Annotated in this window: 25 protein-coding genes and 1 tRNA gene; 6 read left to right on the forward strand and 20 right to left on the reverse strand. The window is 71.5% G+C overall.

The window, feature by feature from the left end; translation table 11 throughout:
• Positions 1 to 138 precede the first annotated feature (138 nt).
• Positions 139 to 212: transfer RNA gene (locus ACZZ98_RS05885), tRNA-Pro, on the forward strand.
• Between the two features lie 20 nt (positions 213 to 232).
• On the opposite strand, the gene ACZZ98_RS05890 is transcribed toward ACZZ98_RS05885, so the two are convergent.
• The 4 genes from ACZZ98_RS05890 to ACZZ98_RS05905 form a co-directional block, all read right to left on the reverse strand.
• Positions 233 to 1,192 carry a hypothetical protein gene (locus tag ACZZ98_RS05890; protein ID WP_463515369.1) on the reverse strand — a complete coding sequence of 320 codons (960 nt, stop codon included), beginning with the start codon at positions 1,190 to 1,192 and terminating at the stop codon, positions 233 to 235.
• Positions 1,193 to 1,363: 171 nt separating this feature from the next.
• On the reverse strand, positions 1,364 to 2,878 hold the full coding sequence (locus ACZZ98_RS05895; RefSeq protein ID WP_463515370.1) for a carboxyl transferase domain-containing protein: 1,515 nt from the start codon (positions 2,876 to 2,878) through the stop codon (positions 1,364 to 1,366).
• Entirely contained in the window at positions 2,875 to 4,071 is a 1,197-nt protein-coding gene (locus ACZZ98_RS05900; RefSeq protein WP_463517730.1) for a CaiB/BaiF CoA transferase family protein, read from the reverse strand. Before ACZZ98_RS05900 ends, ACZZ98_RS05895 begins: the two co-directional genes overlap by 4 nt.
• The gene (locus ACZZ98_RS05905; RefSeq protein ID WP_463515371.1) at positions 4,062 to 5,429 is read right to left on the reverse strand and encodes an SLC13 family permease; all 1,368 of its coding nucleotides are present in this window, start codon (positions 5,427 to 5,429) and stop codon (positions 4,062 to 4,064) included. Before ACZZ98_RS05905 ends, ACZZ98_RS05900 begins: the two co-directional genes overlap by 10 nt.
• Before the next feature lie 124 nt (positions 5,430 to 5,553).
• Here ACZZ98_RS05905 and ACZZ98_RS05910 point away from each other — a divergent pair, with 124 nt between their 5' ends.
• Positions 5,554 to 6,204, forward strand: coding sequence for a FadR/GntR family transcriptional regulator (locus tag ACZZ98_RS05910; RefSeq protein ID WP_463515372.1), 651 nt, complete (start codon positions 5,554 to 5,556; stop codon positions 6,202 to 6,204).
• Positions 6,205 to 6,313: 109 nt separating this feature from the next.
• Here the strand turns inward: ACZZ98_RS05910 and ACZZ98_RS05915 are convergent, their stop codons facing one another.
• The 9 genes from ACZZ98_RS05915 to ACZZ98_RS05955 form a co-directional block, all read right to left on the reverse strand.
• Positions 6,314 to 7,513 (reverse strand): pyrophosphate--fructose-6-phosphate 1-phosphotransferase, encoded by a 1,200-nt coding sequence (locus ACZZ98_RS05915; RefSeq protein WP_463515373.1) that lies wholly within the window; start codon positions 7,511 to 7,513, stop codon positions 6,314 to 6,316.
• An 8-nt stretch (positions 7,514 to 7,521) separates the two neighbouring features.
• Positions 7,522 to 8,565, reverse strand: a complete 1,044-nt coding sequence (locus tag ACZZ98_RS05920) for a LytR C-terminal domain-containing protein (protein ID WP_463515374.1) — start codon at positions 8,563 to 8,565, stop codon at positions 7,522 to 7,524.
• Positions 8,566 to 8,869: 304 nt separating this feature from the next.
• Positions 8,870 to 9,967 (reverse strand): aspartate-semialdehyde dehydrogenase, encoded by a 1,098-nt coding sequence (locus ACZZ98_RS05925; protein ID WP_463515375.1) that lies wholly within the window; start codon positions 9,965 to 9,967, stop codon positions 8,870 to 8,872.
• A 20-nt stretch (positions 9,968 to 9,987) separates the two neighbouring features.
• Complete coding sequence (locus tag ACZZ98_RS05930; protein WP_463515376.1) at positions 9,988 to 11,271, reverse strand: aspartate kinase; 1,284 nt, start codon at positions 11,269 to 11,271, stop codon at positions 9,988 to 9,990.
• A gap of 210 nt (positions 11,272 to 11,481) precedes the next feature.
• The gene (locus ACZZ98_RS05935; protein WP_463515377.1) at positions 11,482 to 12,867 is read right to left on the reverse strand and encodes an NAD(P)-binding protein; all 1,386 of its coding nucleotides are present in this window, start codon (positions 12,865 to 12,867) and stop codon (positions 11,482 to 11,484) included.
• An 85-nt stretch (positions 12,868 to 12,952) separates the two neighbouring features.
• Positions 12,953 to 13,564 (reverse strand): DUF5063 domain-containing protein, encoded by a 612-nt coding sequence (locus tag ACZZ98_RS05940; protein WP_463515378.1) that lies wholly within the window; start codon positions 13,562 to 13,564, stop codon positions 12,953 to 12,955.
• A complete protein-coding gene (gene recR / locus ACZZ98_RS05945) occupies positions 13,557 to 14,156 on the reverse strand; it encodes a recombination mediator RecR (protein ID WP_463515379.1) in 600 nt (199 codons plus the stop codon). The genes ACZZ98_RS05940 and recR overlap by 8 nt, the downstream gene beginning before the upstream one ends.
• A gap of 138 nt (positions 14,157 to 14,294) precedes the next feature.
• A complete protein-coding gene (locus ACZZ98_RS05950; RefSeq protein ID WP_463515380.1) occupies positions 14,295 to 14,975 on the reverse strand; it encodes a lysophospholipid acyltransferase family protein in 681 nt (226 codons plus the stop codon).
• On the reverse strand, positions 14,972 to 17,374 hold the full coding sequence (locus ACZZ98_RS05955) for a DNA polymerase III subunit gamma and tau (protein WP_463515381.1): 2,403 nt from the start codon (positions 17,372 to 17,374) through the stop codon (positions 14,972 to 14,974). Before ACZZ98_RS05955 ends, ACZZ98_RS05950 begins: the two co-directional genes overlap by 4 nt.
• An 81-nt stretch (positions 17,375 to 17,455) precedes the next feature.
• Between ACZZ98_RS05955 and ACZZ98_RS05960 the strand changes: the two genes are divergently transcribed.
• On the forward strand, positions 17,456 to 18,103 hold the full coding sequence (locus ACZZ98_RS05960) for an ABC transporter ATP-binding protein (RefSeq protein WP_463515382.1): 648 nt from the start codon (positions 17,456 to 17,458) through the stop codon (positions 18,101 to 18,103).
• Between the two features lie 5 nt (positions 18,104 to 18,108).
• A complete protein-coding gene (locus tag ACZZ98_RS05965; protein WP_463515383.1) occupies positions 18,109 to 19,500 on the forward strand; it encodes a hypothetical protein in 1,392 nt (463 codons plus the stop codon).
• Between the two features lie 102 nt (positions 19,501 to 19,602).
• Here the strand turns inward: ACZZ98_RS05965 and ACZZ98_RS05970 are convergent, their stop codons facing one another.
• The 7 genes from ACZZ98_RS05970 to ACZZ98_RS06000 all read right to left on the reverse strand — a co-directional run bounded on the left by ACZZ98_RS05970 (position 19,603) and on the right by ACZZ98_RS06000 (position 23,725).
• Positions 19,603 to 20,037, reverse strand: a complete 435-nt coding sequence (locus tag ACZZ98_RS05970) for a DoxX family protein (protein WP_463515384.1) — start codon at positions 20,035 to 20,037, stop codon at positions 19,603 to 19,605.
• 84 nt (positions 20,038 to 20,121) lie between these two features.
• A complete protein-coding gene (locus ACZZ98_RS05975) occupies positions 20,122 to 20,484 on the reverse strand; it encodes a YciI family protein (protein ID WP_463515385.1) in 363 nt (120 codons plus the stop codon).
• The gene (locus ACZZ98_RS05980) at positions 20,466 to 21,137 is read right to left on the reverse strand and encodes a class I SAM-dependent methyltransferase (protein WP_463515386.1); all 672 of its coding nucleotides are present in this window, start codon (positions 21,135 to 21,137) and stop codon (positions 20,466 to 20,468) included. The genes ACZZ98_RS05975 and ACZZ98_RS05980 overlap by 19 nt, the downstream gene beginning before the upstream one ends.
• Positions 21,134 to 21,727 carry a TetR/AcrR family transcriptional regulator gene (locus ACZZ98_RS05985; protein WP_463515387.1) on the reverse strand — a complete coding sequence of 198 codons (594 nt, stop codon included), beginning with the start codon at positions 21,725 to 21,727 and terminating at the stop codon, positions 21,134 to 21,136. The genes ACZZ98_RS05980 and ACZZ98_RS05985 overlap by 4 nt, the downstream gene beginning before the upstream one ends.
• A gap of 51 nt (positions 21,728 to 21,778) precedes the next feature.
• Positions 21,779 to 22,438, reverse strand: a complete 660-nt coding sequence (locus tag ACZZ98_RS05990) for a response regulator (RefSeq protein WP_463515388.1) — start codon at positions 22,436 to 22,438, stop codon at positions 21,779 to 21,781.
• Positions 22,439 to 22,443: 5 nt separating this feature from the next.
• Entirely contained in the window at positions 22,444 to 23,409 is a 966-nt protein-coding gene (locus ACZZ98_RS05995) for a sensor histidine kinase (RefSeq protein ID WP_463515389.1), read from the reverse strand.
• Positions 23,342 to 23,725 carry a hypothetical protein gene (locus ACZZ98_RS06000; RefSeq protein WP_463515390.1) on the reverse strand — a complete coding sequence of 128 codons (384 nt, stop codon included), beginning with the start codon at positions 23,723 to 23,725 and terminating at the stop codon, positions 23,342 to 23,344. Before ACZZ98_RS06000 ends, ACZZ98_RS05995 begins: the two co-directional genes overlap by 68 nt.
• Positions 23,726 to 23,889: 164 nt before the next feature.
• Between ACZZ98_RS06000 and ACZZ98_RS06005 the strand changes: the two genes are divergently transcribed.
• Both ACZZ98_RS06005 and ACZZ98_RS06010 read left to right on the forward strand, forming a co-directional pair.
• Complete coding sequence (locus ACZZ98_RS06005; protein WP_463515391.1) at positions 23,890 to 24,585, forward strand: hypothetical protein; 696 nt, start codon at positions 23,890 to 23,892, stop codon at positions 24,583 to 24,585.
• A complete protein-coding gene (locus tag ACZZ98_RS06010; RefSeq protein ID WP_463515392.1) occupies positions 24,582 to 25,778 on the forward strand; it encodes an alpha/beta-hydrolase family protein in 1,197 nt (398 codons plus the stop codon). The genes ACZZ98_RS06005 and ACZZ98_RS06010 overlap by 4 nt, the downstream gene beginning before the upstream one ends.
• Positions 25,779 to 25,789: the final 11 nt, after the last annotated feature.

Consider the following 25,789-nt stretch of genomic DNA (forward strand, 5'->3'; position numbering starts at 1 on the left):
CCCCCTCCTCAGGCGCCGACCGGGCCCCGCCGTCGCTCGCATGGGCCCCACCCTGCCCTGTTTGCGGAACGGATTTCGGGAGGCGGGTCGCCGTCGGCTATTCTCTGGTGTCGCTGCCTGCAAGGGCGGCGACAGCCACGGGGTGTGGCGCAGCTTGGTAGCGCGCTTCGTTCGGGACGAAGAGGTCGCAGGTTCAAATCCTGTCACCCCGACAGACAGACAACACCGCAGGTCAGCGCACGCGCTCCTGCGGTGTTGTCGTTCCCACCGGCGTTGTGACGGCCTCCTCGGGAAGGCCGTCGTCCCAGTAGTCCAGGGTCTGGGTCACCCAGAACACCGCGAACGACACGAGCAGCACGACCTCGACCCACAGCACCCACTCCGTCGGCGTCCCACCACCACCCCACTGGTCCACGACGGCGAGCACGGCAGCCACGACGAAGGTCAGGGCCATGATGCCGGCGACGACCCCGTAGATCGCCGGGTAGGACTTCGCCCCCTTGCTGGGCAGACCCTCACGCCGAGCCGAGGCCTTGCGCGCGTTGACGAACGCGACGCCGGTGATGAGCCCGAACAGTGGCACGGCAGAGGCGTAGTGAGCCAGGTCGAGGAAGGCATCGCGGCCGAGCTGGAACCACAGGACGAAGGCGAGCCACACCGCGGCCGCGAGGAAGAAACCCCGGCGCGTCGCGGCCGAGGACTGACCACGGAGGATGACGACCTTCACGCCCACCGCCAGCCCGAGCAACCCCAGTGCCACGAGCCCCCACACGTTGTTGACGACGGACGGCACGAACTCCGGCGGCACCGAGCACCGCCCCTCGGGGTCGCACGGCGCTCCCCCGGCGCCCCGGGGCGTCGGCACCATGGCCACGACGGGGGCGAGCATCCCGGCGACGTTGAGGGAGGTGTCCTCGAACCCGCGCCTCCCGACGATCGCCACGAGGCTGATGCCGATGGCGACGAGCGCTCCGACGAAGACGCTGCGCGCGGGCGTGTAGTAGTACGCGCTGATCGAGCCGAGCCGTCGGTTGACCTCGGCGCCGGTCAGCCGCTCCAGCCATACGCACACGAGCAGGAGCAGGACGAGCCCGACGAGGCTGAGTCGCAGGTAGCGGTAGGTGCGCACGGAGGCGCTGGCCCGCACCCGCGGTGGCGTGATGGTGGCGGCGGTCTGGGTCGAGTCGTGCATGGCGGGCTCCCTTGCGTGACGGTGTCACCCCAGAGGAGCCGTCCCGAGCCGCGCAGATACACGCGGCGTATGCCGTCCGCCCACCTCGCGCTCAGGCGTGCCCGCCAAGGAGTCGAAGGCCCGCTCCGCATTCTTGGTTGAGGGCGAGGTCCTCGTCGCTTGCTCCGGAGGTCAGGCCGTGGCTGGCGCGGGGAGCCGTCCGAGGCGGGCGAACCGCTCGAGTCGGGCCGCGCGTCGGACCGCGGGGTCGGTCGCCAACAGGGTCGCGAGCTCGTGCTGGAGGACGGCACCGAGCCGCAGGCAGAAGTCCTCGGGCTCGGAAGCGGCGTCGGGGAGCTCCGGGATGATGAGGTCGACGAGCCCGTGGGCCAGCAGGTCCAGCGAGCGCACACCCTGGGCCTGCGCCATCTCGGCAGCGTGGTCCGTGTCGCGATGCACGATCGCCGACGCGCCCTCGGGCGGAAGGGGCGAGAGCCAGCCGTGCTGGGCTGCCACGGTGCGGTCGGCCGGCACCAGTGCCAGCGCTCCGCCGCCCGTGCCCTGGCCAAGCAGGACCGAGAGGGTGGGCGCCTCGAGGTCGACGAGCTCTGCGAGGCAACGCGCGATCTCGCCGGCCAGGCCTCCCTCCTCCGCCTCGCGTGAGAGCGCCGCACCGGGGGTGTCGATGACCGTGACGAGCGGGAGGCGCAGCTCGCGCGCGAGGCGCATCCCGCGCCGCGCCTCGCGCAGTGCGGCCGGGCCCATCGGTCGGTCCGCACTCTGGCCGCGGCGGTCCTGTCCGAGGACCACGCACGGCACCTCACCGAAGCGAGCCAGGGCGAGGAGCAGTCCGGGGTCGGACTCCCCTGCGCCGGTCCCGTTCAGCGGCACGACATCTCGCGCGGCGTAGCGGAGCAGGCGGCGTATGCCGGGACGCTCCTTGCGTCGTGAGGTCGTGACCGACTCCCACGCAGGAACGTCGCGGACGAGCTCGTCGAGCCGGGTCGGAAGCGGCGGGACGGCGGGCGTGCGGGGCGCGGAGAGGACGGTGAGGGCGCGGTCGAGGACGTCGGCCACCCGCTCGGGTTCGAGCACGGCGTCGACGATGCCGTGGGCGAAGAGGTTCTCGGCGAGCTGGACCCCCTCGGGAAAGGGGCGGCCGTAGAGCGCCTCGTAGACGCGGGGGCCGAGGAAGCCGATGAGGGCCCCCGGCTCGGCGACGGTGACGTGGCCGAGTGAGCCCCACGAGGCGAGCACGCCTCCGGTTGTGGGGTCGCGCAGGTAGACGAGGTACGGCAGGCCGGCCGCCTTGTGGGCGGTGATGGCGGAGGTGATCCGCACCATCTGCAGGAAGGCGACGGTGCCCTCCTGCATCCGCGTGCCACCACTGGCTGGAGCGGCCAGGAGCGGGAGGCCCTGCTCGGTGGCGCGGCGGATGGCATACGTGAGCCGGTCAGCAGTGGCGACACCGATGCTGCCTGCGAGGAACGAGAACTCACCCGCGACGACGGCGACCCGGCGCCCGCGCAGAAGTCCCTCGCCGGTGACGATGGCCTCGTCGACCCCAGACTTCTCGCGGGCACCCGCGAGCGCGGCGGCATACGCGGCGTCCGGTTCGACGTCGACGGGAGCCTCGTCCCACGACTGGTACGAGCCGGTGTCGAGGACGAGCCCGAGCAGGTCGTGCGCGGAGAGCCGCCGCTTCACGGTCGGTCCAGCCAGGCGAGCACGGACTCGCGGTCGGCGTCGAGGAGCGGCGGCGCCGAGTGCGACGTCATCGTCGTCTCCGTACCCTCGCCGTCGAAGAACCGGAGCGGCGGCCCGGGCAGGGTGACCGGGCCGAGGGAAGCGTGGTCCACCTCGACGAGCAGGCCCTGGGACCGCACCTGGTCCCAGTCGTAGACCTCGTCGAGGGTCCGGACCTTGCCTGCGGGGATGCCTGCCGCGGAGAGCTTGTCGAGGAGGTCCGCGCTGTCGAAGGATGCGAAGGCGCTCTCGACGAGCTCGATGACCGCCTCGCGGTTCCTCGCTCGATCGGGGTTGGTCTGCATGCCCACGGTCTGCGCGTCCAGGTCGAAGGCGTCACAGAAGCGGCGCCACAGTCCTTCGCTGCCGACCGCGATCTGCACGGCGCCGTCGCGGCACCGGAAGAGGCCGTAGGGCGAGATCGAGGGGTGGTGGTTGCCCTGTGCCCGTCCCGTCTCGCCGGCGACCGTCTGCCTGGTGCCCTGGAAGGCGTGGATGCCTACGACACCCGCGAGGAGCGAGGTCCGAACCACCTGCCCGCGACCGCTGCGCTCGCGCTCGAGCAGCGCGGCGAGGACGCCGTAGCCGCCCCACATCCCCGCGAGGAGGTCGGCGATGGGTACGCCGACCCGCTGGGGATCGTCGGGGCTGGAACCGGTGACCGACATGAGGCCGGCCTCGCCCTGCGCGATCTGGTCGTAGCCGGCGCGCCCGCCCTCGGGGCCGTCGTGGCCGAAGCCGGTGATGCTCAGCACGACGAGCCTCGGGTTGAGCTCGAGGAGGCGCTCGGCGGAGAAGCCGAGCCGGTCGAGCACCCCGGTCCTGAAGTTCTCGACGAGGACGTCGGCGCGCTCCACCAGCGCCGTGAGTACCTCGCGCCCCTCGTCGGACTTCAGGTCGAGGGCGATCGACTCCTTGTTGCGGTTGCACGACAGGAAGTAGGTCGACACCCCCTCGGCAGGAGCGGCCGGCCGACCCTCGCTGTCGACGAACGGCGGTCCCCATCCGCGGGTGTCGTCCCCGTGCCCGGGCGACTCCACCTTGATGACGCGGGCACCGAGGTCGCCGAGCATCATGCCGGCGTGGGGTCCGGCGAGGGCCCGGCTGAGGTCGACGACGAGGGTGCCGCTGAGCGGCCCGGCGCTCACAGCCAGCCCGGTGCCACGAGCAGGCCCCAGGTCACCAGAGGTGCGACGACGACGAGGCTCATGCCCCAGCGCATCAGCTGCCGGAACACGAGGTCGCGCTCGCGGGGCTCGGCGTTGGCGACGCAGAGGGCGCCGTTGGTCGAGAACGGGCTGATGTCGACGACCGAGGAGGAGATGGCGAGGGCGATGACGACGCCGACGGCACCGATCTGACCGGTGAGGAGGAAGGGCACGGCGAGCGGGATGAGCGCACCGAGGATGCCGGTCGTCGAGGCGAAGGCCGAGACCACCGCTCCGATGAGGCAGATGAGGAGGGCCGCGAGCAGCGGGGCGCCTACGCCGGCGACCTGCTCCCCCAGCCAGTCCACGGTGCCCTGGTCCTGGAGCAGGGTGACATAGGTGACGATGCCTCCGACGAGGAGGACGGTCCCCCAGGCGATCTTGTCGACGGCGCCCTTGGCCGAGGCCGGGTAGATCAGGGTGAGGACGACCGCGACCCCCAGGGCGGTGAAGCCGACGTCGAACTTGAGCAGCAACGCCGAGATCGCGAGGAAGGCCAGACCCACGAGGGTGAGGATGCGCTCGGGGTTGAGCCGGCTATCGTCGTCCTCGGTGGACCCGGCCGCCGTGTCGACACCACCGGTGCGCGCGCGCTCGACGGCGGCCTCGGGGGTTCCGGTGACGGCGGAGCGAGTGGCCGTGCGGCTCGCGGCGACCGCGGCCTCACTGATCTCGTCCTCGGCGGCGACGTCCCGGCCGCGGCTGATGAGCTCACGTCCACCGAAGAGCACGAAGGCCAGGGCAGTGATGACGAAGCAGGAGATGACCGACATCGCGAAGAGCAGGCCGGGGTTGCCGGGGAGGTCGTTGTCGTCCACGACACCGTTGGTGATGGCACCGAAGATCCCGATCGGGGAGAAGGAGCCGCCGGTGGCGCCGAGCGTGATGGCCATGCCCATGAGGACCGGGCTGATCCGGTAGCGGGCGGCGAAGCCCATGCCCACCGGGGCGACGATGGCGACCGTCGCCGGGGTGGCGGCGCCGATGCCGGCGATGACGGCGCAGATGCCGAACATCGCCCAGGGCACGAGCGCCACCCGACCTCGGACGGCCCGGACGCTCGCATGGACCATCCAGTCCACCGTTCCGTTGTTCTTGGCCAGGGCGAAGAGGTAGGTGACCCCGACGAGGATGACGAAGAGGGTGGCGGGGAAGCCGCCGACGACCTCGGCCGGGCCCACGTCGAAGACGGTGACCCCGACGACCGCCGCGGCCACGAGGGCCAGGGCACCCATGTTGATCGACCGCACCGTGGCGACGAGGAAGACGAGGACGAGGACCCCGAGGGCGATGACGTCGTTCATGTGAGCTCCTTTGCTCATCGAGGCCGAGCGCCCCGGTGGTTCAGTGGCCTAGCCTCTTGGCCAACAGGCCATCTGTCAATAGATTGGGACCCATGACCTCAGACACCTGCCCGCTGGAGCACCGGTGAGCAACGCTGCCCCGATGGGCCCGGGCGGAGGTGAGGGCGGCGGCGGCGCCCCACGCAAGCTGCTGCGTCCGCGCCTGTACGAGCAGCTGGCCGACCACATCGCCGACTTCATCGAGGCCCAGGGGCTCGTCCCCGGCGACCGGCTGCCTCCTGAGCGGCGACTGGCCAAGGACCTGGGCGTGAGCCGAGCAACTCTCAGCCGGGCGCTCGTCGCACTCGAGGTTAGGGGCCGCCTCGAGGTGCGTCACGGGGACGGAGCGGTCGTGCGCGACCCCCAGGCCCGCGTGACCCTCCCCTCGCTCGACGACGTCCCCCTCTCCGAGCTGCAGTTCACCCGACTCGCGACCATGACCGAGCTCGCCATCGGCGCGGCGCGGCACCCGGACAGCGCCCTTCGCTCTGCCCTCCTGGCCGACGACGGCGGCCACCGTGAGCTCGATGACGTGTGGGAGTGCGTCCTACGGCTGGTCGATGGGGAGTCGCTGCTCGCCCGGGTCGACACCGCGCTCGGGGACCGGGCACGCCAGCTGGGGGCTCCCGTGGCCCACCCGTCACACGTCCGGTTGCTGGCGGAGGCGGTCCGGCGCGGTCGGGTCGACGAGGTGTCGGGCGCCGTCCGCGCCGTCCTCGATGTCGTGGACGTCTGAGCCGTCGCCTCGCTGGTCCCCTCACCCGTGTCCTGGCCACCGTCGTCTTCGTCGGTGGCTGTGCGGGGAAGCCGACACGGGCGGCGTATGCCGGCCGCCCACCGTGCGCTCAGGCGTGGCCGACCGAGGATCGCAGCTGCGTGAACCAGGGGACGTCGACGTCGAACTTCTTGCCTCCGGCCACGCGGGGGAACTCGATGGCGCGCAGCTCGTGGCCCCGCTCCTCGTCCTCACCCACGAGACCGGACTCGCCACGCAGGGCGGCGTCGACGGCATACTCCGTGCACTCGCGGATGAGGGCGAGGTCCTCGTCCCCGGCGGCGGCGGAGCGGGAGAAGTAGCCGGACTTCTGGACCATGACCTTCTCGGCGCCCAGCAGGGCGGCGAACTGCTTGCCGAACCACGCGCCGGGGTTGACCTTGTCGAGCTGCACGTGTCCGAACGGGTCGACGGGCACCTCGAGGCCGGCGGCTTCGAGCTCGGCCACGACCTCGGCCACGCCGGCGCCCTCGGACAGGAAGATGTTGACGCAGCCGATCTCGTCCATGACGGCCTTCAGGCGGGCACTCTCGACGGCGAGGTCGATCGGCTGCTCGGGGACGAAGACCGCGTGGACGTCCCAGCGAGGGGCATCGAGGCCCACACCCGGCAGCCACTGCTGCTCGGCCACCCACGCATGGTGTCGACGGGCGGTCTCGGCCGTCAGCCAGCCGCAGTGGCGGCCCATGACCTCGTGGATGATGAGCATCCGCGGGTTGGACGAGTGCTCGGCGAGGACGTTGCGGGCGAAGATCGCGCCCTGCTCGGCCGCGGTCCAGGCTCCCAGCGACTGGCGGATGGGGATGATGTCGTTGTCGATCGTCTTCGGAAGTCCGACGACCGTGAGCGGGTAGTCGTGCTCGGCGAGGTAGGCCGCGAGGTCGGCGGCGGTGGTGTTGGTGTCGTCGCCACCGATGGTGTGAAGGACGTCGACCCCGTCAGCGGTGAGCTGCTCGGCGGCGACTCGCAGCGGGTCCTGGCCCTCCTGGACGAGGCCGCGCTTCACGCAGTCGGCGACGTTGGTGAGCTTGACCCGGCTGTTGCCGATCGGGGAGCCGCCGAACTTGTGGAGCAGCGCCGCACCCTCACGGACCTCGGGGGTGACCTCCACCGAGCGGCCGGTGAGCAGGCCGGCATACCCGTTCTGGTAGCTGATGATCCGCACGTCGGGTGCGACCTCGGTGTAGCGCTCGATGAGCCCGCCCACGGCGGACGAGAGGCAGGGCGCGAGACCACCGGCGGTGAGCAGGGCAACGGTCGATACAGGCATGGGCACAGTCAACCAGTGTGACCGGCGACACATCGGCCGCCGCCCGAGGAGTGGACGGGCGGGGTCAGTCGCAGGGGCGGGTCACCGTGTGGGGCGGGTCCTTGCGCACGGCCTGCTTGGGGGAGCTCGGTGCGGGGCGTGACGGACTCGAACTTGTTGCCGATGAGGACGTCGATCGTCATGTTGTCGCGCGGCACCTCCCGCAGCACGGAGCCCTTGATCTCGCGGGCCACGAGACCGGCTGCGAGGTCTGCGTCCGGTCCGTGCAGGACGACCGCGACGTCGTCGGGGAGGAACGAGCCGTCCGGGTTGTTGCCCTGCTTGCCCGTGGTGAAGCCGCGCGAGCCGAGCTCGGCCAGAGCCGTCTTGGCCAGGCCCGAGCGCCACGTCGTGTTGTAGACGTTGACGGTGAAGGACGAGAGGGCCGGCTGCTTCGGGGGCGGCGCCGGGAGCATCTTGGTGAAGTCGCCACCGATGACGAAGACGACGCTGGTGCCGGCGCGGCCGTCGTTCTCGAGCTCGGCGCCGTCGATGGTCTGGGCGACGAGCAGGGCCTGGTCGAGCCCGTCCTTGCCGTGGTAGATGCGTGCTGGCGCCTTGACGTAGAGCGTGCGCGGGGCGGTCGTCACGTCCCCGACGCTGAACCCGCGCCGGGAGAGGTCACGACCCACGACCTGGCCGGCGCCGTTCTGGCCGGAGGCGTTCATGACCGTGACCTTGAAGGACCCGAAGGCCGGGGCGAGAGCGACGACCGGCTCGCAGACCGGCACCGGGTCGCTGCTCATGAGACCGCTTCCGTATGCCGCGGCGATGCTCGCCGTGCCGAGCAGGAGTGCCGGGATGGTGACGAAGGCTGCGAGGTGCCGGAACTGGTAGCGACGCCAGATCTGGTCGTCGCTCAGCGCCTCCTGCGACTTGGCCCGCTCGAGGAACTCCCGGTGCACGGTGTCTCGCGTCATGCCCAGGCTGCGACGGGCAAGGTCGCGGGCCGCGTGGAAGGTGCGCGCCGGCAGCGCAGGGCGCCCGGGCTCTGGTCTCTGCCTCGTGAACATGACGCCTCCTCAACTTCTGCCGTGCGGTCCCACAACCGCTGTCCGAATTGCACCACGAGTCACACCGGTCACACCAGTAACACGCCACAGACGTCACCCGATCGAGATGCAGTGCCGACCCGGCCTGCACGCCCATGCCCTGGGCAGCGTGGCAGGGGCACGTGCACGGCGTCTGTCCACGAGGTCACGCCGACGTCACGCGCTCCGGGCGGACGGATGGCCAGCCAGCCAGACAGCCAGACAGCCAGACAGCCAGGCAGCCAGGCAGCCGGACAAGCCCGCCGGCCGCGTAGGCAGCCAGCTGTCAGAGGGTGGCAGCGACGAGCTCGGCGGTCTGGAGCATGTTGAGCGCCGCCCCCTTGCGCAGGTTGTCGCCGCAGACGAAGAGGTCCAGGGTCCGGGGGAAGTCGATCGCCTGGCGCATCCGGCCGACGAACCGAGGGTCGGCACCGACGATGTCGGCCGGTGTGGGGAACTCGCCGTGCTCGGGGTCGTCGAGGACGACGACGGCCGGCGCCTCGACGAGGGCCTGGCGCGCCTTCGCCACGGTGATCGACTTCGCGAACGTCGCGTGCACGGACACCGAGTGCGTGGAGACGACCGGCACACGCACGCACGTCGCCGACACCTTGAGGTCGGGCATGCCCAGGATCTTGCGTGTCTCCTGGCGGATCTTGGACTCCTCGGAGCTCCATCCGTCGCCGACGTGCGATCCGGCGAACGGCAGGACGTTGAGCGCGAGCGGTCCGCCGAAGATGCTCGGGCCGAGCTCGTGGTCGATGGCACGACGCACGTCGCCCGGGCGCATCCCGAGCTCGCGGTCACCGGCGACGACGGCGATCTCGTCATGGAGCCGGCTCATCCCCGCACGACCGAGGCCGGACGCAGCCTGGAGGCTCGTGACGACGAGCTCGGCCAGCTCCCACTGCGCGTGCAGCACCGCGAGCACGTCGATCATCGTCATCACGGTGGCCCCGGGGTTGGCGATGACGCCCTTGGGGCGCTCGCTCACCGCCTCGGGGTTGATCTCGGTCACGACGAGCGGCACGTCGGGGTCGCGCCGGAACGTCGGGCTGTTGTCGATGACGACGACTCCGCGCTCCACGGCGATGGCGGCCCACTCAGCGGAGATCTCCGGTGGGACGTCCACGAGCGCGACGTCGACGCCGTCGAAGAACTCCGGTGTCAGGGCCTGGACCGTCAGGTCCTCGCCGGCCACGCGGCATACCTTGCCGACATCCTCGACCCCCGCGGCAAGGCGCACGTCACCCCAGATGTGGCGGCGCATGGGCAGCACGTCGAGCACGACGGTGCCCACGGCACCGGTGGCGCCGACGATGGCGAGGGTCGGGGAGTCGTTCAGGACAGCGGCGTTCGACGCAGCGTGGGACACAGGAGTCATCCGATCCGGGTCGTCTCGGTTCAGCGGCCCGTGCCCGCGTAGACGACCGCTTCACCGTCCTGCGAGTCGAGTCCGAAGGCGGTGTGCACCGCCCGGACGGCCTCGTCGAGGAGCTCGCTGCGGGTGATGACCGAGATCCGGATCTCGGAGGTCGAGATCATCTCGATGTTGACGTCGGCGTCGGCGAGCGCCCGGAAGAAGGTCGCCGAGACACCCGGGTTGGAGCGCATGCCCGCCCCGACGAGGGACAGCTTGCCGACCTGGTCGTCGTACTGCAGGCCGGTGAAGCCCACCTGCTCCTGGATCGCCTGGAGCGCCTCCATCGCGGTCTGCCCATCGGTCTTGGGCAGGGTGAACGAAATGTCGGTGAGGCCCGTGTCTGTCGCCGAGACGTTCTGGACGATCATGTCGAGGTTGATCTCGGCGGCAGCGACGGCGTGGAAGATCTGGGCGGCCTTGCCGGTCGTGTCGGGCACACCGACCACGGTGATCTTGGCTTCGCTGAGGTCATGGGCGACGCCGGCGATGATCGGGGCTTCCACGGTTTCTCCTTCGGGGCCCTGCTGGCCCGGCTGGTCACTGACGATGGTGCCTTCCTTCGGGGTGAAGGAGGACCGGACGTGGATGGGGATGTCGTAGCGACGGGCGTACTCGACGCTGCGCAGGTGCAGGACCTTGGAGCCGCTGGCGGCGAGCTCGAGCATCTCCTCGGCCGAGATCCGGTCGAGCTTGCGGGCCCGGGGGACGATGCGCGGGTCGGCGGTGAAGACGCCGTCGACGTCGGTGTAGATCTCGCACACCTGCGCCCCGAGCGCGGCGGCGAGCGCAACCGCGGTCGTGTCGGTGCCGCCACGGCCCAGGGTGGTGATCTCCTTGGTGCTCTGGCTCACGCCCTGGAAGCCCGCGACGATGACGACGTGCCCCTTGCCGAGTGCCTCGGTGATGCGGCCCGGCGTGACGTCGATGATCTTGGCCCTGCCGTGCGCCTCGTCGGTGATGACGCCTGCCTGGCTGCCGGTGAACGAGCGAGCGCTGATGCCGAGGTCGTGGATCGCCATCGCGACGAGCGCCATGCTGATCCGCTCGCCGGCGGTCATGAGCATGTCGAGCTCACGCGGCGGCGGGACCGGGCTGACGTCCTGTGCGAGGTCCACCAGCTCGTCGGTCGAGTCGCCCATCGCGGACACGGCGACGACGACGTCGTTGCCGGCCTTGCGGGTCTCGGCGATGCGACGCGCCACCCGCTTGATGCTCTCGGCATCGGCGAGCGAGGAGCCGCCGTACTTCTGGACGACGATGGGCACGGGTGCACTCCCAGGCGGTGGTTCGCGGGGTCTGTGGGTGGTCGCCAGCGAGTCTAACGAGCAGCCTGGGCGTCCGAGCTCACGCCCGTATGCCGGTCGCGCACCTGGGTTGTCGAGATGGTCTGAGCCCGAGAGAGCCACGAGCTGGTGAGCCGACCACCCCTGGGTGGTCGGCTCACCCATTTCTGCATCGCTCGTCGGGCCTGCGCGCTACGGCAGCTCCGTCGGCGCACCCAGCTCGGCGAGGCCGGCCATGCCCGCAGGTGTGTGCGCGGCGAGACGCTCGCGCGCATCGTCCAGGGCCTGAGATGCCGGATAACCCGGGGGGACCCGGGTGGGGTTGAGGGAGATCCCGTCCACCCACGCCTTGACGTCGGGCTCGGCAGAGAACGCCATGGCCGCCCGGTTGCCCCGGAAGAACATGCGAGCCCAGTCGGCCCTCGAGTTGCCGTAGTTCGACGGCGGACACACCCTGTTCTTCTCGTCGTCGGACCTACGGCTGGCCTCGACGAACCCGGCAATGGCGGCTCCGAAGGACGGAAAGCCGGGCCTGACCGGTTGCAGGGTGATGACGTCGGGGCGCCACACCGGGACGAGTGGCGCGTACTTCAGCCCGTCCGCTGCGCAGTGCACCACGATCGCGTCGTCGGCGACCCGGACCGAGCCGTCGGCGAAGTCGAGCCGACCACGGGCGACGGCCTTGATGTGCCCGTGCCGCACGACGTTCTCCAGGGTTCGCAGCTGGTCGAGCTCCCACTTCGCCAGCGTCGGCGCCTTGGCCATCATCGGCATGACGGACCGGTCGATCCGCATCATCACGTCGGCGTCCTCCAGGCGGAGGAACAACTCGTCGTGCGTGCGGGCCCCCGCGGCCGACTGGAGGATGTCGGCCGCGAGACCGAGGAAGATCGCCGGGTCCGGCTGGACCCGCGCCCGGTTGAGCATCCACGGCTCGCGGGGACGCACCCAGCAGATGGCGTCCGGGTCGACACCTCTCGCCAGCAGCCAGATGCACGTGTCCGTTGCGGTCTTCCCTGCGCCGACCACGACGTACTCGCTGGGCGCCTCGTCAAGGCGAGCGAGGTCGTTGACGGGAAGCACGCGGGCACCGTCGCCGACGTCGAACGGCGCCGGCTTCTCGGCCGGGATGCTGGGAGCGAGGTAGTGCGCGTTGACGATGCGGCACGCCTGCGGAACCTCGAAGCTGTCACCGGAGATGCGCGACACCACCATGCGGTCGCCGACGTGGTCGCTGTTGGGGAAGAACTCGAGCCGACCCGACTTCACCAGCCGGTCGAGTGCTTTGGCGTAGTAGGCAGTGATTTCCGGCTGGGTCGCACGCTCCTGCAGCCCAGCCTCGGGTCCGCTCTCCTGCAGCGCCCCACCACCGAGCATCGTCGACGCCACACCGTAGAACGCAGAGGACTGGTGGAGGCGGACGAAGGGGTAGGCCTCGAGCCAGTGGCCACCCACGCCGTGGCGTCGGTCGACCATGACCACACGGGCGTCGGAGTGGTCGATGACCGCGTCGGCGAAGGCCATCCCCATGGCGCCGGCGCCCACCACGAGGTAGTCGGCTTCCACGGCCCGGATCATGCGTCCACGGTGGCACCGAAGAGACGCAGCGTCCACCTCCCTGATGGGTGGCTCCGTGACCACCTGCGGCCGCGAGTGGCTCCGACTACGGGTGGAGGGCGTCGAACTCCGCCTCGGCGACGGCGTCGGCGTCGGCGTCGAGGCGGATGTGCGCAAGCAGGGCCTGGAGGACGCGCAGGGCGCTCGCGGCGCGCTCGCCCCAGTCGGAGAGATAGCTGAACTGCCACCACCACAGGGCCTCCAAGATCCGGCCCTCCTCGTGGTGGCGCAGGCCGTGGGCCAGGGCGGAGGCGACGACGGTGAGGTCGTTCGAGATCGAGCCGGTCGTCAGCTCGGGCTCGGTCACGGGGTCGACGATGTCGGCGTAGTCGTCGAGGCCCTCGAGCAGGTTGGTGAGGTTCTCGCGCAGCGGGTCCAGCTCGACGTCCGGGCCCGGGTCCACCTCGAACCGGTCCTCCGGGACGATGTCCTCGATCGCGCCGAGGCGTGCACCCATGACGAGCACCTGCGACAGGGCGAGCAGTCCGAGCGGGAGGGCTGCTGCCGGGTTGGCGCCGGAGGCGATGTCGGCGACGGTGGCGAGGTAGGTGCGGGCCTCGGCGGCGGAGTCGTCGGCGAGCGCGCGCAGGTCGGAGAGGAGCTCGGGGTCGGCGGCGCCGGAGGCTGCCGCGTTCTCAGGAGTGACCTGGTCAGGCATCGAGCAGCCTCCGTCCTTCGAAGGCGCGGCCCAGGGTGACCTCGTCGGCATACTCGAGGTCGCCGCCGACGGGCAGCCCGGAGGCGAGGCGGGTGACCCGGATGTCCATCCCCTTGAGGAAGCGCGCGAGATAGCTCGCCGTCGCCTCTCCCTCGAGGTTGGGGTCGGTCGCGATGATGATCTCGGTGACCTCGGAGCTGGCCAGGCGGGTCATGAGCTCACGGAAGGTCAGGTCGTCGGGGCCGATGCCGTCGATGGGGCTGATCGCGCCACCGAGCACGTGGTAGCGCCCGCGGAACTCGCGGGTCCGCTCGATGGCGACGACGTCCTTGGGCTCCTCGACGACGCAGATGCTCGCCAGGTCGCGCCGCGGGTCGGCACAGATGCGGCACTGCTCGGCCTCGGCGATGTTGAAGCAGATCGTGCAGAAGCGGACCTTGGCCTTGACCTGCGTGAGGGAGTCGACGAGGCGCTGCACGTCGATCGCGTCCTGCTGGAGCAGGTGGAAGGCGATGCGCTGCGCGCTCTTGGGACCGACGCCCGGGAGTCGTCCGAGTTCGTCGATGAGGTCCTGCACTGCGCCTTCGTACACACCCCGAGCCTAGGCCACCCGGCCGTCACTGGCTTCCGCCGCGCGGGATGAATGGCGACTGGAGACAACCCTCCGACCCGGAGAGAGAGTCCCCCCTCCAGATCCGCAACCTTCCCTCGTGGGGAGCAAGAACTGGGGTCAGTCGTCGGGGTCGGTGCTTGGCCGCTCGTTGTAGCCGTCGGCGCGCTCCTGGCCGGTGAGCGCGGCGATCGAGTCCATGACGTCGTCGGTGAGCTGACGCCGAGCGCGACCGGCGGGCAGGCCGGCATACGCCGAGGGCAGGATCGGGGTGCCGAACGAGATGGTGACGTCGGCGAGCCGCAGGCCTCGCTCCCCGACGGGTTGCACCTTGTCGGTGCCGATGAGGCCGACGGGCACGACCGGCACGTCAGCGGTGAGCGACAGGAACGCGACACCGGTGCGACCGCGATAGAGCCGGCCGTCGCGCGAGCGCGTGCCCTCGGGATAGATGCCGAACGCCTTGCCGGCCCTGAGCACCTCGAGCGCGAGGTCGAGCGATGCCTGGGCGCCGCGTGAGTCGTCGCGGTCGAGCGGGATCGCGTCGCCGGCCTCCATGAACCCGCGGACGAAGCGACCACGCAGCCCGGTGCCCGTGAAGTAGTCGTGCTTGGCGAGGAAGGACACCTTGCGCGGCGCCGCGACGGGGATCGCGAAGCTGTCGATGAAGGACAGGTGGTTGCTCGCGAGGAGGACGCCACCCTCCTTGGGGACGTTGTCCTTGCCGTGGATCTTGGGGCGCCACACCGCGTGGGAGAGCGACATGATCGCCGTGCGGCCGACCCAGTAGTAGGTGCTCATGCGTCCTCTTCGGAAATGACCTTCCCGCCGAGGACTCGCTCGATCACGGGGACACCCACCTCGCCGAGGCCTTCGATGTCCTCGTCATCCTCGCTCATCGCGGAGTCGTCAGCGACGGGCGTCTCAGGGTCCGGCTCGGACGCGACCGTCTCCTTGGCCCGGGCGAAGGGGCTGGCCACGGCCGCGGCCTCACCGTCTCCGCCGGCCCACGCGGGTGCGGTCGCGCTGTCGGCGGCTCCGCTCCCCCACGCGGCCTGCGTCGTGGGCGGCTGACTCGGCACGTATGCCGCCGGCTCGCCCCCGCGGTCCGGCTCGCCGTGCGCTGCCGCGCCGTTGGCCTCAGCCCTCGCCTGTGGTGACTGCTGCGCCGCTGCGGGGCGGGGCGTCTCGGCCCGGGGCGCGCGCACCGGGTCGGGGCGCGTGGGGTCGATGGTCGCCACCCCGGGAACCCCACCCGAGGGGTCGGAACCGTCGGCCGGCACGCCCTCGACCCGGGCGTCGATGCCGAGGACGTCGATGAGCGCCTGCTGGACGTAGGTCGCGTGCGGTCCCCTGCGGAAGGTGTTGGCAAGGCCGGTCGTCGAGATGCTGAGGAGCAGGCGCTCGCCGTCGTAGTCGATGACCTGCGCATGCTCGGAGACGAAGGTCCAGGTCGTGCGACGCAGCTCGAAGACCTTGGCGAGGACGTCGGGCCAGGATCGGCGGATCGCCGCGGTGTCGAGGCCGCCGGGGCGGGCGGGAGGCGTCGGCTGGGCGGAAGGTCCGGCACCGGCGGACGACGGAGCCGGGGGTTGCGGGCCCGACGACTGGGGCTGCTGGGTCGGCTCCACGGCTTGCTGGGCCGGCTCCACTCCTCGCGGTGCCGGCACGACCGGCTGCGACCGGTCCCGCGGCGCGGCCGACGGAGGCGCCTGGGGCTCGATGAACTCGGGCTCCATGAAGTCCGGCTCGTCCAGGTCCGGCGGCTCGTCGACGGGTCGCTCGGGAACGACCGACGCCGGGGCGGGGATGCTCTGCCTCGGCGCCTGGCGGTCGGGCTGGGATGATGCCTGAACCGCGGGGGCGACGGGTTCGGACTGCTCGACCGACCGGACCGACGGCTCTGGCTGCTGCACCTGGGTGGACTGATCCATCTGGGGTGGCTGCTGCACCTGGGGCGACCGCTGGACCGGCAGCGACGGCGCCTGCTGGCGAACGGGCGCCGTGGGCAGCGAGGCAGCGGCGGCGCTCGGAACTCCACCGACGTCGAGGCGACGTTCGAGACGGTCGAGGCGGGCGGCATACCCGGCTTCTCCGGCAGCGCCGGGCAGCAGCAGGCGCGCGGCGATGAGCTCGAGCTGGAGCCTGGGCGCGGTGGCGCCCGTCATCTCGGAGAGGCCGGCGTTGACGATGTCAGCCGCCCGGGAGAGCGCACCCGGGCCGAACGCCGCCGCCTGCTGACGCATGCGCTCGAGCTGGTCCGGAGGCAGGGCCCGCAGGACGGCCGAGGCGCCGTCGGGTACGGCCGCGACGACGATGAGGTCTCGCAGGCGCTCCAGCAGGTCCTCGATGTAGCGGCGCGGGTCGAGCCCGCTCTCGATGACCCGCTCGATCGACGAGAACGCCCCGGCGCCGTCAGCTGCGGCGAAGGCGTCGATCGCGGCGTCGAGGAGCTCGCTGTCGGTGAACCCGAGCAGCGCGGCCGCCGACTCGTAGGTGAGCCCCTCGTCGCTCGACCCGGCGATGAGCTGGTCGAGCACCGACAGGGAGTCACGCACCGACCCGCCCCCGGCGCGCACGACGAAGGACAGCACGCCCGGCGCGACCGCGACCTTCTCGGAGACGCAGAGCCGCTCCATGTACTCGGTGAGCTGCCCCGGCGGCACGAGCCGGAACGGGTAGTGGTGCGTGCGAGATCGAATGGTCCCGATGACCTTCTCGGGCTCGGTCGTCGCGAAGATGAACTTCACGTGCTCCGGCGGCTCCTCGACGATCTTGAGCAGCGCGTTGAAGCCCTGCGGCGTCACCATGTGCGCCTCGTCGATGATGTAGATCTTGTAGCGGCTCTGCGCCGGGCCGTAGCTGGCGCGTTCGCGCAGGTCACGCGCGTCGTCGACCCCACCGTGGCTGGCGGCGTCGATCTCGATGACGTCGACGGTCCCGGCGCCCCCACGGGCCAGGGCCACGCACGAGTCGCACTCGCCGCACGGTGTCGGCGTCGGGCCCTGCTCGCAGTTGAGGCAGCGGGCCAGGATGCGGGCGCTCGTCGTCTTGCCACAGCCACGCGGACCGCTGAAGAGGTAGGCGTGGTTGACGCGCTCCGTGCGCAGGGCCTGCATGAGCGGCTCCGTCACGTGCTCCTGCCCGATGACGTCGGCGAACGTCTCGGGGCGGTAGCGGCGGTACAGGGCGGTGCTCACGGCGTCCAACCTAGTCGCCGTGAACGACAGCCGGTATGCCGCGTGGGGGCGCCTGTGGACAGGGTCGCTACCGTGCCCCTCATGGATGTCCGAGCCGAAGGCGTGTCGAAGGTGATCGGCCCGGCCACCCTGCTCGCGCCGGTCTCGGTCACCGCCCCCAGTGGCTCCTGCCTCGTGCTGCGCGGGCCCAACGGCTCCGGCAAGACGACCCTGCTGCGGATCCTCATCGGGGTGCTGCCCGCGACCACGGGCACGGCGTTCGTGGGCGACGCCGCCGCGGACGAGCGCGACCCGGTGGTGCGCGCTGCCGTGGCGGCTCTCGTCGGAGCACCCGCCACCTATCGCGACCTCACCCTGCGCGACCATCTCGTGCTCCTCGACGCCACGTGGGCCGGGGACGCCGACACCTCTGACGACCGGGTGGCGTCCGCGCTCGGCGACCTGGGCATCGGTGAGCTGGGCGGCCGCTTCCCCCATGAGCTGTCGTCGGGCCAGACGCAGCTCTTCCGGCTGGCGCTGACGTTGTTCCGGCCCGGGTCCGTGCTGGTCCTCGACGAGCCCGAGCAACGGCTCGACACGTCCAAGCGGACCCTCGTCGCGGACCTCATCGCCTCCCGGCGCGACGCGGGGACGACCGTGGTCCTTGCGTGCCACGACCCGATCATCACCGAGCGGGTGACCGCCGGCCGGGCCGACCAGGTCGTCGACCTCGTCGCCGCCGAGGGCTGACCCGGATGAGTGCGACAGACGTGACGGACGCCGAACGGCTGGCCGACACCGTCCACGTCCTCCACGGGCCGGGTGGCAGCCCCGCCCGCAAGGAGGTGGCGTATGCCGCGTACGTCGCCGTCATCGTCGTCGGCCTCTACGGCTTCCCGCTGCTGCGGGCCCTCGTCATCGCGGCCGACCGCGAGGCGATGGCCTCGGCGCTGCGCTCACCCTGGTCGGCGCTGGTCCTCGTCGTGGTCGTGGCCGCCGTGGCCGTCGCGGCGAGGGAGGCCGGGCGGGTGCGCGGGCCGGTCGTCGCCCCCGTCCCGTGGGTCGACCACGTCGTGGCCTCGTCGATCGACCGTTGGGCGAGCCTGCGGTCGTGGTTCGGTTACTCCCTGTTCGCAGCGCTCTTCGCCGGTGGTCTGTCCGGGCTGGTGGTGGGTGCCGCCTTCGCCGGTGCGCGGGCCGCGGGTTGGTGGATCCTGCCGGTGGGGCTCGTCGTCGGCCTGCTCGTCGGGCTGCTGGCCGGGACTGCCTGGCTCGTCGGCCAGTCCCGGCTCTCTCCGCCACCACCACCCGGGCACGGGCCGTGGTGGGTGCGCGAGGTGCGACGGCTCGCGGTCCACGACCTGCGCACCCAGTCGGCTCGGTCCAACCGCATCGTCGGCGGAGTCCAGGCCGGCGACCTGCGAGCCGTTCGTCTCGAGGCTGCCCGACCCGTCACCCGGGGTCGCGACCTGCGACTGCGGCATCGCGGTCCGATCCTGACGTTGGTCGCGAGAGACGTTCTCGGACTGCGACGTTCGCCTGCTGCCGGGGTCGTGGGTCTGCTGCTCTGCGCTGCGGCGGGTGCCGCCCTGGGGGCAACCCTGGGCAGCACGGCCGTCCCGCCGCTCGTCGGGTTCGTCGCCGGACTGGTGAGCCACCTCGGCTTCGGCGCACTGTCCGAGGGACTGCGGCTCGAGGCCGACACGGTCGGCACCCCTCCCCTCTTCGGTGCTCCCCCGGTCCGCGCCGCCGCCGCACACCTCCTCGTCCCCGGCACGGTCCACCTCGTCACCACAGTGCTCGCCGGTTGCATCACGGGCATCGCCGTCGGGGCCGACCTGGGAGCGGTCCTGCCGTGGCTGGTCATGACGACCGTCTTCCTCGCTGGTGGAAGCCTCCTCGCGGCCTACCGCGGACGGCCGCCGGTGAGCCAGTTCAACCCGGTGCCGAGCCCTCAGACGGTCGCCGTCTGGTACGCCTTCCCCCTCATCCTCGGCACCGTGCTCATCGGCGGGATGGTCTGGGGCGCAACGCAGTTCCCCACGAACGGGTGGTTCGTCATCGCGGTCTGGGTCGCTGCGGTCTGCCTGCTCTACGCCGGGCTGGGCCGCGTCCAGCGCGAGAACCTCGCGCACCGCACCGTCTGAGCCACCGCGGAATCACCCCCGGGTGTCGGGGAACCGGGGTCATGCACGCGCGGGATGGCCCACATCCCCGACACCGGGCAGGAGCGGACCAGCAAAGAATCCCTAAGACTCATCAGTCGAGCCGCGACGCTCGGGCAACCCGGCGGCATACAGGGCCGCTCCGATGAGCACGGGCTGGAAGAAGAGGCGCACCAGCCGCTTGGTGTCCGTGTCGAGGCCGAAGGCATTGACGCCGTCGACGTACTGCGCCACGTTGCCCGGGAAGATCGCGACATAGAACGCTGCCAGGGCCAGCCCGGTCAGACGCCGGTGCCGCGGCAGGGCCAGCAGCGCCAGACCTAGCGCGATCTCGGCCACACCGGACGCGAGGACGACGAGGTCCTCGTCCAGGGGAACCCACGCCGGCACCTGCGCCTGAAACTCTTCGCGCGCGACGGTGAGGTGCAGCAGCCCGGCGCCGGTCATGAACGCGCCCAGGGCGAGGCGAGTGAGGTTCTGCGACAGGGTGGCCGAGACCTTCCGGGTCAGGAGGCTCATGGCGTCACGGTAGACCTGCCGCCTCGCGCGTCCGCGCCGACGGTCGACGGGCGACGTCGGCGCGGACGCGGGCCGGACCTCAGGTCACTGGACCTCGCGCACCTCGATGCGGGTGGACAGGGCCTTCGAGATCGTCTCGGCGTGACCCACTGCGGTCTCGCGGTCAGGCGTCTCGACGATCCAGAAGCCTCCGACGTAGGCGGATGCCTCGACGAAGGGTCCGTCCACTCGCTCGGTGCCCCCGCCGCTGGCGTCGACGGTCACGGCGGACGACGGCGGGTGGAGCCCGGCCGCGTGGACGAACTGGCCGGAGTCCTTGAGTGCGGCGTTGAAGTCGTCCACGGCGGCCATCACCGCCTCGAGCTCGCCGGGGTCGGACTCCGCCATCGACTCCATCGTGGGTTCGGTCTCGGAGTCGTGGGGGATGGTCAGGAAGTACTGCGGCATTGCCTCTCCTTCTCGATGGGGTGGAACTCCTTGCCGGTCGGCAAGAACTCGGGGGCGGGGGACGGTGGGGACACGGCCTCGACGACGACGAACGGGACGGTGAGGCGAGCGAGCACGGGCAGCTCGAAGTGCTCGACAGCGGTGAGCCGCAGTGCACTTCGTCGCACGGCCTCCTCGGTGTCGCGCGTAGGGTCGCACCCGTGGTCGAACATGCGGGAGAACGGCGCCACCGCTGCCTGGAGCCGGCGGCGCGCGGTCCCGTCCGGTGCCGCCACGTGCTCGGCCAGCACTGCTCTCCCACCCGGCTTCAGCACCCGGGCGATCTCGGCGAGCGACTGCCTCTGGTCACGGACGCTGCACAGGACCACCGTCGCGACCACGGCGTCAACACTCCTGTCCGCCAGGGGAATCGCCTCGGCGACCCCGTCGAGCACCGCGGCATGGTGACCATGAGCGGCAGCGTTGCGCTGCAGGGCTCGGCGCCGCCCCCGCGACGGTTCGAGGCCCACCCACTCGATGCCGCTCGGGAGCAGGTCGAAGTTCCTCCCGTCACCGGCGCCGATCTCGAGGACACGGCCGCGAACGTCACCGAGCGCACGAGCCTTTGCCGCGGCATACGCCTCATGTCCCCGCGGGCGGGTCACCTGGGTCACCGGATCTCCAGTCCTCCCACGAAGAGCGCGACGAGCTCCTCCGCATAGGCGTCGGCAGTGAGGCCGGGGTTGGCAGCGATGACCTCGTGGAAGCCCTCGACCGCGCAGAGGATCGTGTGCGCCACCCAGGCCGTGCGGACGTCACGCAGGACGCCTGTCGCAACCCCCTCATCGAGGGCACGCAGCAGCGGCTCGACCAGAGGCGTCTCGTCAAAGGCCTGGTCCCTGCCCGGCGCCTTCCACCCGGACGCCAGGCGCCACAGGGCCCCCACCGCGTTCGGGTTCGCGTCCTGCCACCCGATGAACGCCCTGAGGTATGCCGCGAGGCCGGCTCGCGCATCCGGCGCGCCGTCGACGGCGCGCACCAACGCTTCGGTGAGCGAGGCGACGTGCAGCTCGGCGAGGAGGGTGAACAGCTCGTCCTTGTCGGCGAAGTGGTAGCTGATCATGCCCGGGCTGGAGAGTCCCGCCTCGGCGGCGATCCGGGTGAACGCGGCCTTGGAGAGGCCCTCGCGCGCAATGACCCGGGTCGCCGCCTCGACGATCTGCAGGCGTCGACCCTGCGAGGTCGCCGAAGGTTTTGTTTGCATGAACAAAACCTAGCGCGCCGACGCCGGCACGTCCACCACTCTCGGTCGGGTTCAGCCGGCGCTGACCACCCCGTGCTCGTAGGCGAAGACCACGGCCTGCGCCCGGTCCCGCAGGCCGAGCTTGGCGAGCACCCGCGACACGTGGGTCTTGACCGTCTGCTCGGCGACGAAGAGCCGCGTCGCGATCTCGGTGTTGGAGAGCCCTCGCGCGATGAGCTCCAGCACCTCGAGCTCACGCGGCGTCAGGTCACGCAGCCGCGGCGAGTCCTTGGGCACGCCCGAGCGCGACCTCGTCGCCTCGGCGATCAGCCGCTTGGTCACCGAGGGCGCGAGGAGCGCATCTCCCGCTGCCACGACCCGGACGGCCCGCGCCAGCTCCTCGGCGGGCGCGTCCTTGAGCATGAACCCGCTCGCCCCGATGCGCAGCGCCTCATAGACGTAGTCGTCGACGTCGAACGTCGTCAGCATCAGCACGTGCGGTCGGTCGGGACTGGGCGAGGCGAGGATCGTGGCCGCCGCGTCCAACCCGTTGACCTCCGGCATGCGCACGTCCATGAGGACGACGTCGGGGCGCAGCCTCGAGACCTCACGCACGGCCTCGGCCCCGTTGGCCGCCTCACCGACGACCTGGAGGTCGGGTTGGGCGTTGAGCAGCGCCCCGAGCCCCTGCCGCACCATCGCCTGGTCGTCGACGATGACCACTGTGATCATGGCGCTCAACCTAGTCCGGCGACTCGGGGGCGGCCGGTGAGCGGGACGGTCGCGATGACGACGAAGCCTTCTCCCACCGGCTCCGCCTCGAACGTGCCGCCCACCGCCCGAACCCGCTCGAACATGCCCGGTATGCCGTTCCCGCCACCTGCGTCGTTGCCGTCCTGCTCGCGCTCTGCGCCGGCTCCACGACCGTCGGCCCGGACGCCGGCGCCGTTCGCGACGGCGGGCGCGGGCGGTGGTGAGCTGCGGACCATGAGCCGGGCCCAGCCGGAGTCCTCCTCCAACGTCAGCTCGACCGCAGCGCCGGGGGCGTGCCGGGCCGCGTTGGCCAGCGACTCCTGCGCCACGCGATAGAGCACGAGGGCCGTGCCCGGGGGGACCCTGGACGCGTCGACACGCAGTCGGGAGGTGAGCGGCATACCCGCCGCCTTGGACGCCTTGACGAGCGACGGGAGCTGCGCGAGATCCGGCAACGGAGCCGTCTCGACCGGGCCGCGCTCGTCCCGCAGCACCCCGAGGACGGAGCGCACCTCGGTGAGCGCCTGCCGCGCCGAACCCTCGATGGCCGCGAACTCGCCGACCACCTGCGGATCCGAGAGGTTGTGCCTCAGCGGGGCGCTCTGGGCCTGCACGACGATCATCGACATGTGGTGCGCGACCACGTCGTGGAGCTCGCGCGCAATGCGGCTGCGCTCCTCGACGACGGCCCGGCGAGCGCGCTCGGTCTCGACCTCGTCCTGCTGCACCGCGATCTGTCGACGCGAGATGACGAGCCAGCGCACCAGCAGCGCGACGCCCATGACGAGCGCTTGACCGAGCCCCCACGGCTTGAGGTCGTCCGGGAGGAACAGGATGCAGATCGCTGCCGTCACGGCTGTGACGACGGGGATCTCGCGCCATTCACTCCAGAGTCCCACCGCGAAGACGGAAGCGATGAGGACGAGGAACTGCATGACGGGCCACGGCATCGGCGCAGCCGGGAAGCTCCGGGACCAGCGCCCACCACGTGGTCGACATCACCGCTGCCAAGACCCAGGCGACGAACGGTGTCCGACGCAGGAGGACGACGGGGAAGGCCACGCAGAGGGCGAGGACGGGCATGAGCGAGATCGGCACGTCGTGGGTGATGCTCATCGTCGACCAGGTGACGATGAAGGTGAGGAGCGCCAGGAGTCCGAGCACGAGGTCCGTGTGACGGGTCAGCGCTCGAGCGCCCCGCCACAGGGGTTGCGCCAGCCGGCGGACCGCCCGCCCACCCGCTCCGACCACTCTGCTTCCGACCATGCCCTCAACAGTAGGCAGCGGCCGCCGCCAGGTCGTCATACGAGGGAGTGAACCCGACGTCACCCCGGGGTATCACTTGACGCCCGTTCTGGGTCTCCGGTCGCGTCCCTGAACCGCTCCCGAGGGCGACGACCTCACGTGCCCCCGGCTCCGAGCCTTGCTGCATGTTCACGAGACACCACGCCCTCCGAGCCGTCGTCGTCACCGGCATCGCCACAGCAGCCGGACTCCTGCTCGCTCCCACCGCCTCCTCCGTGCCCGTCCCGGACCGGTCGGCCGAGCACGCCCTCACCACGCTCGTCTCCGGCCCTCCCGCAGCCGCTGACCTGGCGTTGCCGCGAGACTTCGCGCAGCGCTTCGGCTACCGGCCGACCCTCACCCAGGGCCTGCTCGGCGACCCCTCGGGATCGTGCTCGTCACCGGTCCCGCTGCCGGCGGAGTTCACCGCCGCGTGCCGCCAGCACGACCTTGGCTACGACCTGCTCCGGTATGCCGGCCGGTCCGGTCGCGCCCTTCCTCCCGACGCGCGGCGGTCCGTCGACACCCAGCTCGGTGCTGCCTTCGAGGACGCCTGCTCGAGCCGCGAGGAGCCCCTGGGCCGGGCGAGCTGCCTGGCCTGGGCCGACATCGCCGAGGGCTTCGTGCGGGTCAACAGCGCCCGGCAGGACCACGCCGTGCCCGAGCCCGAGACGGTGCGCAGCATCGCCCCCGGCGTCGGTCTGGGGTCGGCCACGATCGGCGCGCTGGGCCTGGCCGTGGGTGCACGCCGCCGCTCGACTCGTGTGTTGGTGAGCACGTCAGCGCGTGGTCTCGCACACACAGGCCAAGGTGGCGCGGTTGGTCCGCGGGGTGCGCGATGAGGCTCCGGCTGCCTCGCGCCTCGACCGCGCTGGCCACGCCGGTCGCCCTGGGCGTGGCGACCTTCCCGTCCTACCTGCCGCACCTCCCCGTCGCCCTCGGGGTCCTGACGGCGCTGTCGTTCCTCGTCGTCGTCGGCACCGTCCGGCGCCTCGCCGGCCCCCGCCCTCGCCTCACCGGGCCGGCCCACCATGTCGCCCTTGCGCTGGGAGGTGCCGTCACGGCATACCTGCTGTTCGTCACGTGGACCACGCAGGCCGGGATGCGCGACCGCATCGGCATGGATGCGCTGGGTCTCGGCGACGTCGGCCTCGTGCTCGTCACTGCGCTCGCCGTCGTGGGTGGCTGCCACGGTCTGCGTCAGGTGTGGCGCCGACGGGGCCGGGTCCCGCGCCGCGCTGTCGCCGCAGTGGCCGGGTTGTCGCTCCTGAGCTTCGCGCCGAGCGCCCAGGCGGACGCCGGCGCACCACCCTCCGACCAGGTGCTGCTCACGTCATCGCCCGTGGGGGCCGTGCGGGCGTATGCCGGACTGTCCGACTCCGCGGACGACACGGCTCGCGCGCACCTCGCTGTGGACCGGCTCGTCGCCGCCGGAGGCCTGGAGCGGGAGCACCTGCTCGTCGCGATCCCGACCGGGTCGGGCTGGGTCAACCCCGAGTTCGTCGCCGGCATGGAGCGCCGGTTCGGCTCGGACGTCGCGACCGTGTCTATGCAGTACGACGACCGGCCCAGCTGGGTGGCCTACCTGCTCGACCGCGACGGTGCGGTGAGGGGGGCCCAGGCGCTGCTCGATGCCGCGGTGGCCGAGGTCTCCACGCTGCCGGTGGGTCAGCGACCGCAGGTGCACGTCGTCGGTGAGAGCCTGGGCGCGACGGCCGGACAGGCGGCGCTGCTCGCGCCGGGGGTTGCCGTCGAGGCGTTGCGCTCGACCGTGTGCTCGACGTTCTGGCTGGGCACGCCCGGAGGTGGTCGGACGGGCCTCCCCAACGAGACCGTCGCCGCCAACCCCGACGACCCCATCGTCCACGCGCGGCCGTCGATGGCGCTCGTGCCGCCCGGCGAGGACCGGCCGTGGCTCCCGGTCGTGTCGTTCGTCCACGCCGGGGCCGATGTCGTCGGGGCACTCGCCATGCCCTTCGGTGCCGGTCACCGCTACGGGGCGGACCAGCCCGGACGCCTGCAGACCTGCGACTGACCTGTGACTGA

The sequence above is a fragment of the Knoellia sp. AC549 genome (assembly GCF_979258975.1).

What these genes read in the sequence shown, in the direction of transcription:
- ACZZ98_RS06000 (WP_463515390.1), bottom strand. Translation starts at nt 23,725, where the DNA reads ATGGTCGGAAGCAGAGTGGTCGGAGCGGGTGGGCGGGCGGTCCGCCGG.
- ACZZ98_RS05995 (WP_463515389.1), bottom strand. Translation starts at nt 23,409, where the DNA reads ATGCCGTGGCCCGTCATGCAGTTCCTCGTCCTCATCGCTTCCGTCTTC.
- ACZZ98_RS05965 (WP_463515383.1), top strand. Translation starts at nt 18,109, where the DNA reads ATGAGTGCGACAGACGTGACGGACGCCGAACGGCTGGCCGACACCGTC.
- ACZZ98_RS05970 (WP_463515384.1), bottom strand. Translation starts at nt 20,037, where the DNA reads ATGAGCCTCCTGACCCGGAAGGTCTCGGCCACCCTGTCGCAGAACCTC.
- ACZZ98_RS06010 (WP_463515392.1), top strand. Translation starts at nt 24,582, where the DNA reads ATGAGGCTCCGGCTGCCTCGCGCCTCGACCGCGCTGGCCACGCCGGTC.
- ACZZ98_RS05920 (WP_463515374.1), bottom strand. Translation starts at nt 8,565, where the DNA reads ATGTTCACGAGGCAGAGACCAGAGCCCGGGCGCCCTGCGCTGCCGGCG.
- ACZZ98_RS05960 (WP_463515382.1), top strand. Translation starts at nt 17,456, where the DNA reads ATGGATGTCCGAGCCGAAGGCGTGTCGAAGGTGATCGGCCCGGCCACC.
- ACZZ98_RS06005 (WP_463515391.1), top strand. Translation starts at nt 23,890, where the DNA reads ATGTTCACGAGACACCACGCCCTCCGAGCCGTCGTCGTCACCGGCATC.
- ACZZ98_RS05985 (WP_463515387.1), bottom strand. Translation starts at nt 21,727, where the DNA reads ATGCAAACAAAACCTTCGGCGACCTCGCAGGGTCGACGCCTGCAGATC.
- ACZZ98_RS05925 (WP_463515375.1), bottom strand. Translation starts at nt 9,967, where the DNA reads ATGACTCCTGTGTCCCACGCTGCGTCGAACGCCGCTGTCCTGAACGAC.
- ACZZ98_RS05890 (WP_463515369.1), bottom strand. Translation starts at nt 1,192, where the DNA reads ATGCACGACTCGACCCAGACCGCCGCCACCATCACGCCACCGCGGGTG.
- ACZZ98_RS05975 (WP_463515385.1), bottom strand. Translation starts at nt 20,484, where the DNA reads ATGCCGCAGTACTTCCTGACCATCCCCCACGACTCCGAGACCGAACCC.
- ACZZ98_RS05905 (WP_463515371.1), bottom strand. Translation starts at nt 5,429, where the DNA reads ATGAACGACGTCATCGCCCTCGGGGTCCTCGTCCTCGTCTTCCTCGTC.
- ACZZ98_RS05940 (WP_463515378.1), bottom strand. Translation starts at nt 13,564, where the DNA reads ATGCCTGACCAGGTCACTCCTGAGAACGCGGCAGCCTCCGGCGCCGCC.
- ACZZ98_RS05990 (WP_463515388.1), bottom strand. Translation starts at nt 22,438, where the DNA reads ATGATCACAGTGGTCATCGTCGACGACCAGGCGATGGTGCGGCAGGGG.
- ACZZ98_RS05950 (WP_463515380.1), bottom strand. Translation starts at nt 14,975, where the DNA reads ATGAGCACCTACTACTGGGTCGGCCGCACGGCGATCATGTCGCTCTCC.
- ACZZ98_RS05915 (WP_463515373.1), bottom strand. Translation starts at nt 7,513, where the DNA reads ATGCCTGTATCGACCGTTGCCCTGCTCACCGCCGGTGGTCTCGCGCCC.
- ACZZ98_RS05935 (WP_463515377.1), bottom strand. Translation starts at nt 12,867, where the DNA reads ATGATCCGGGCCGTGGAAGCCGACTACCTCGTGGTGGGCGCCGGCGCC.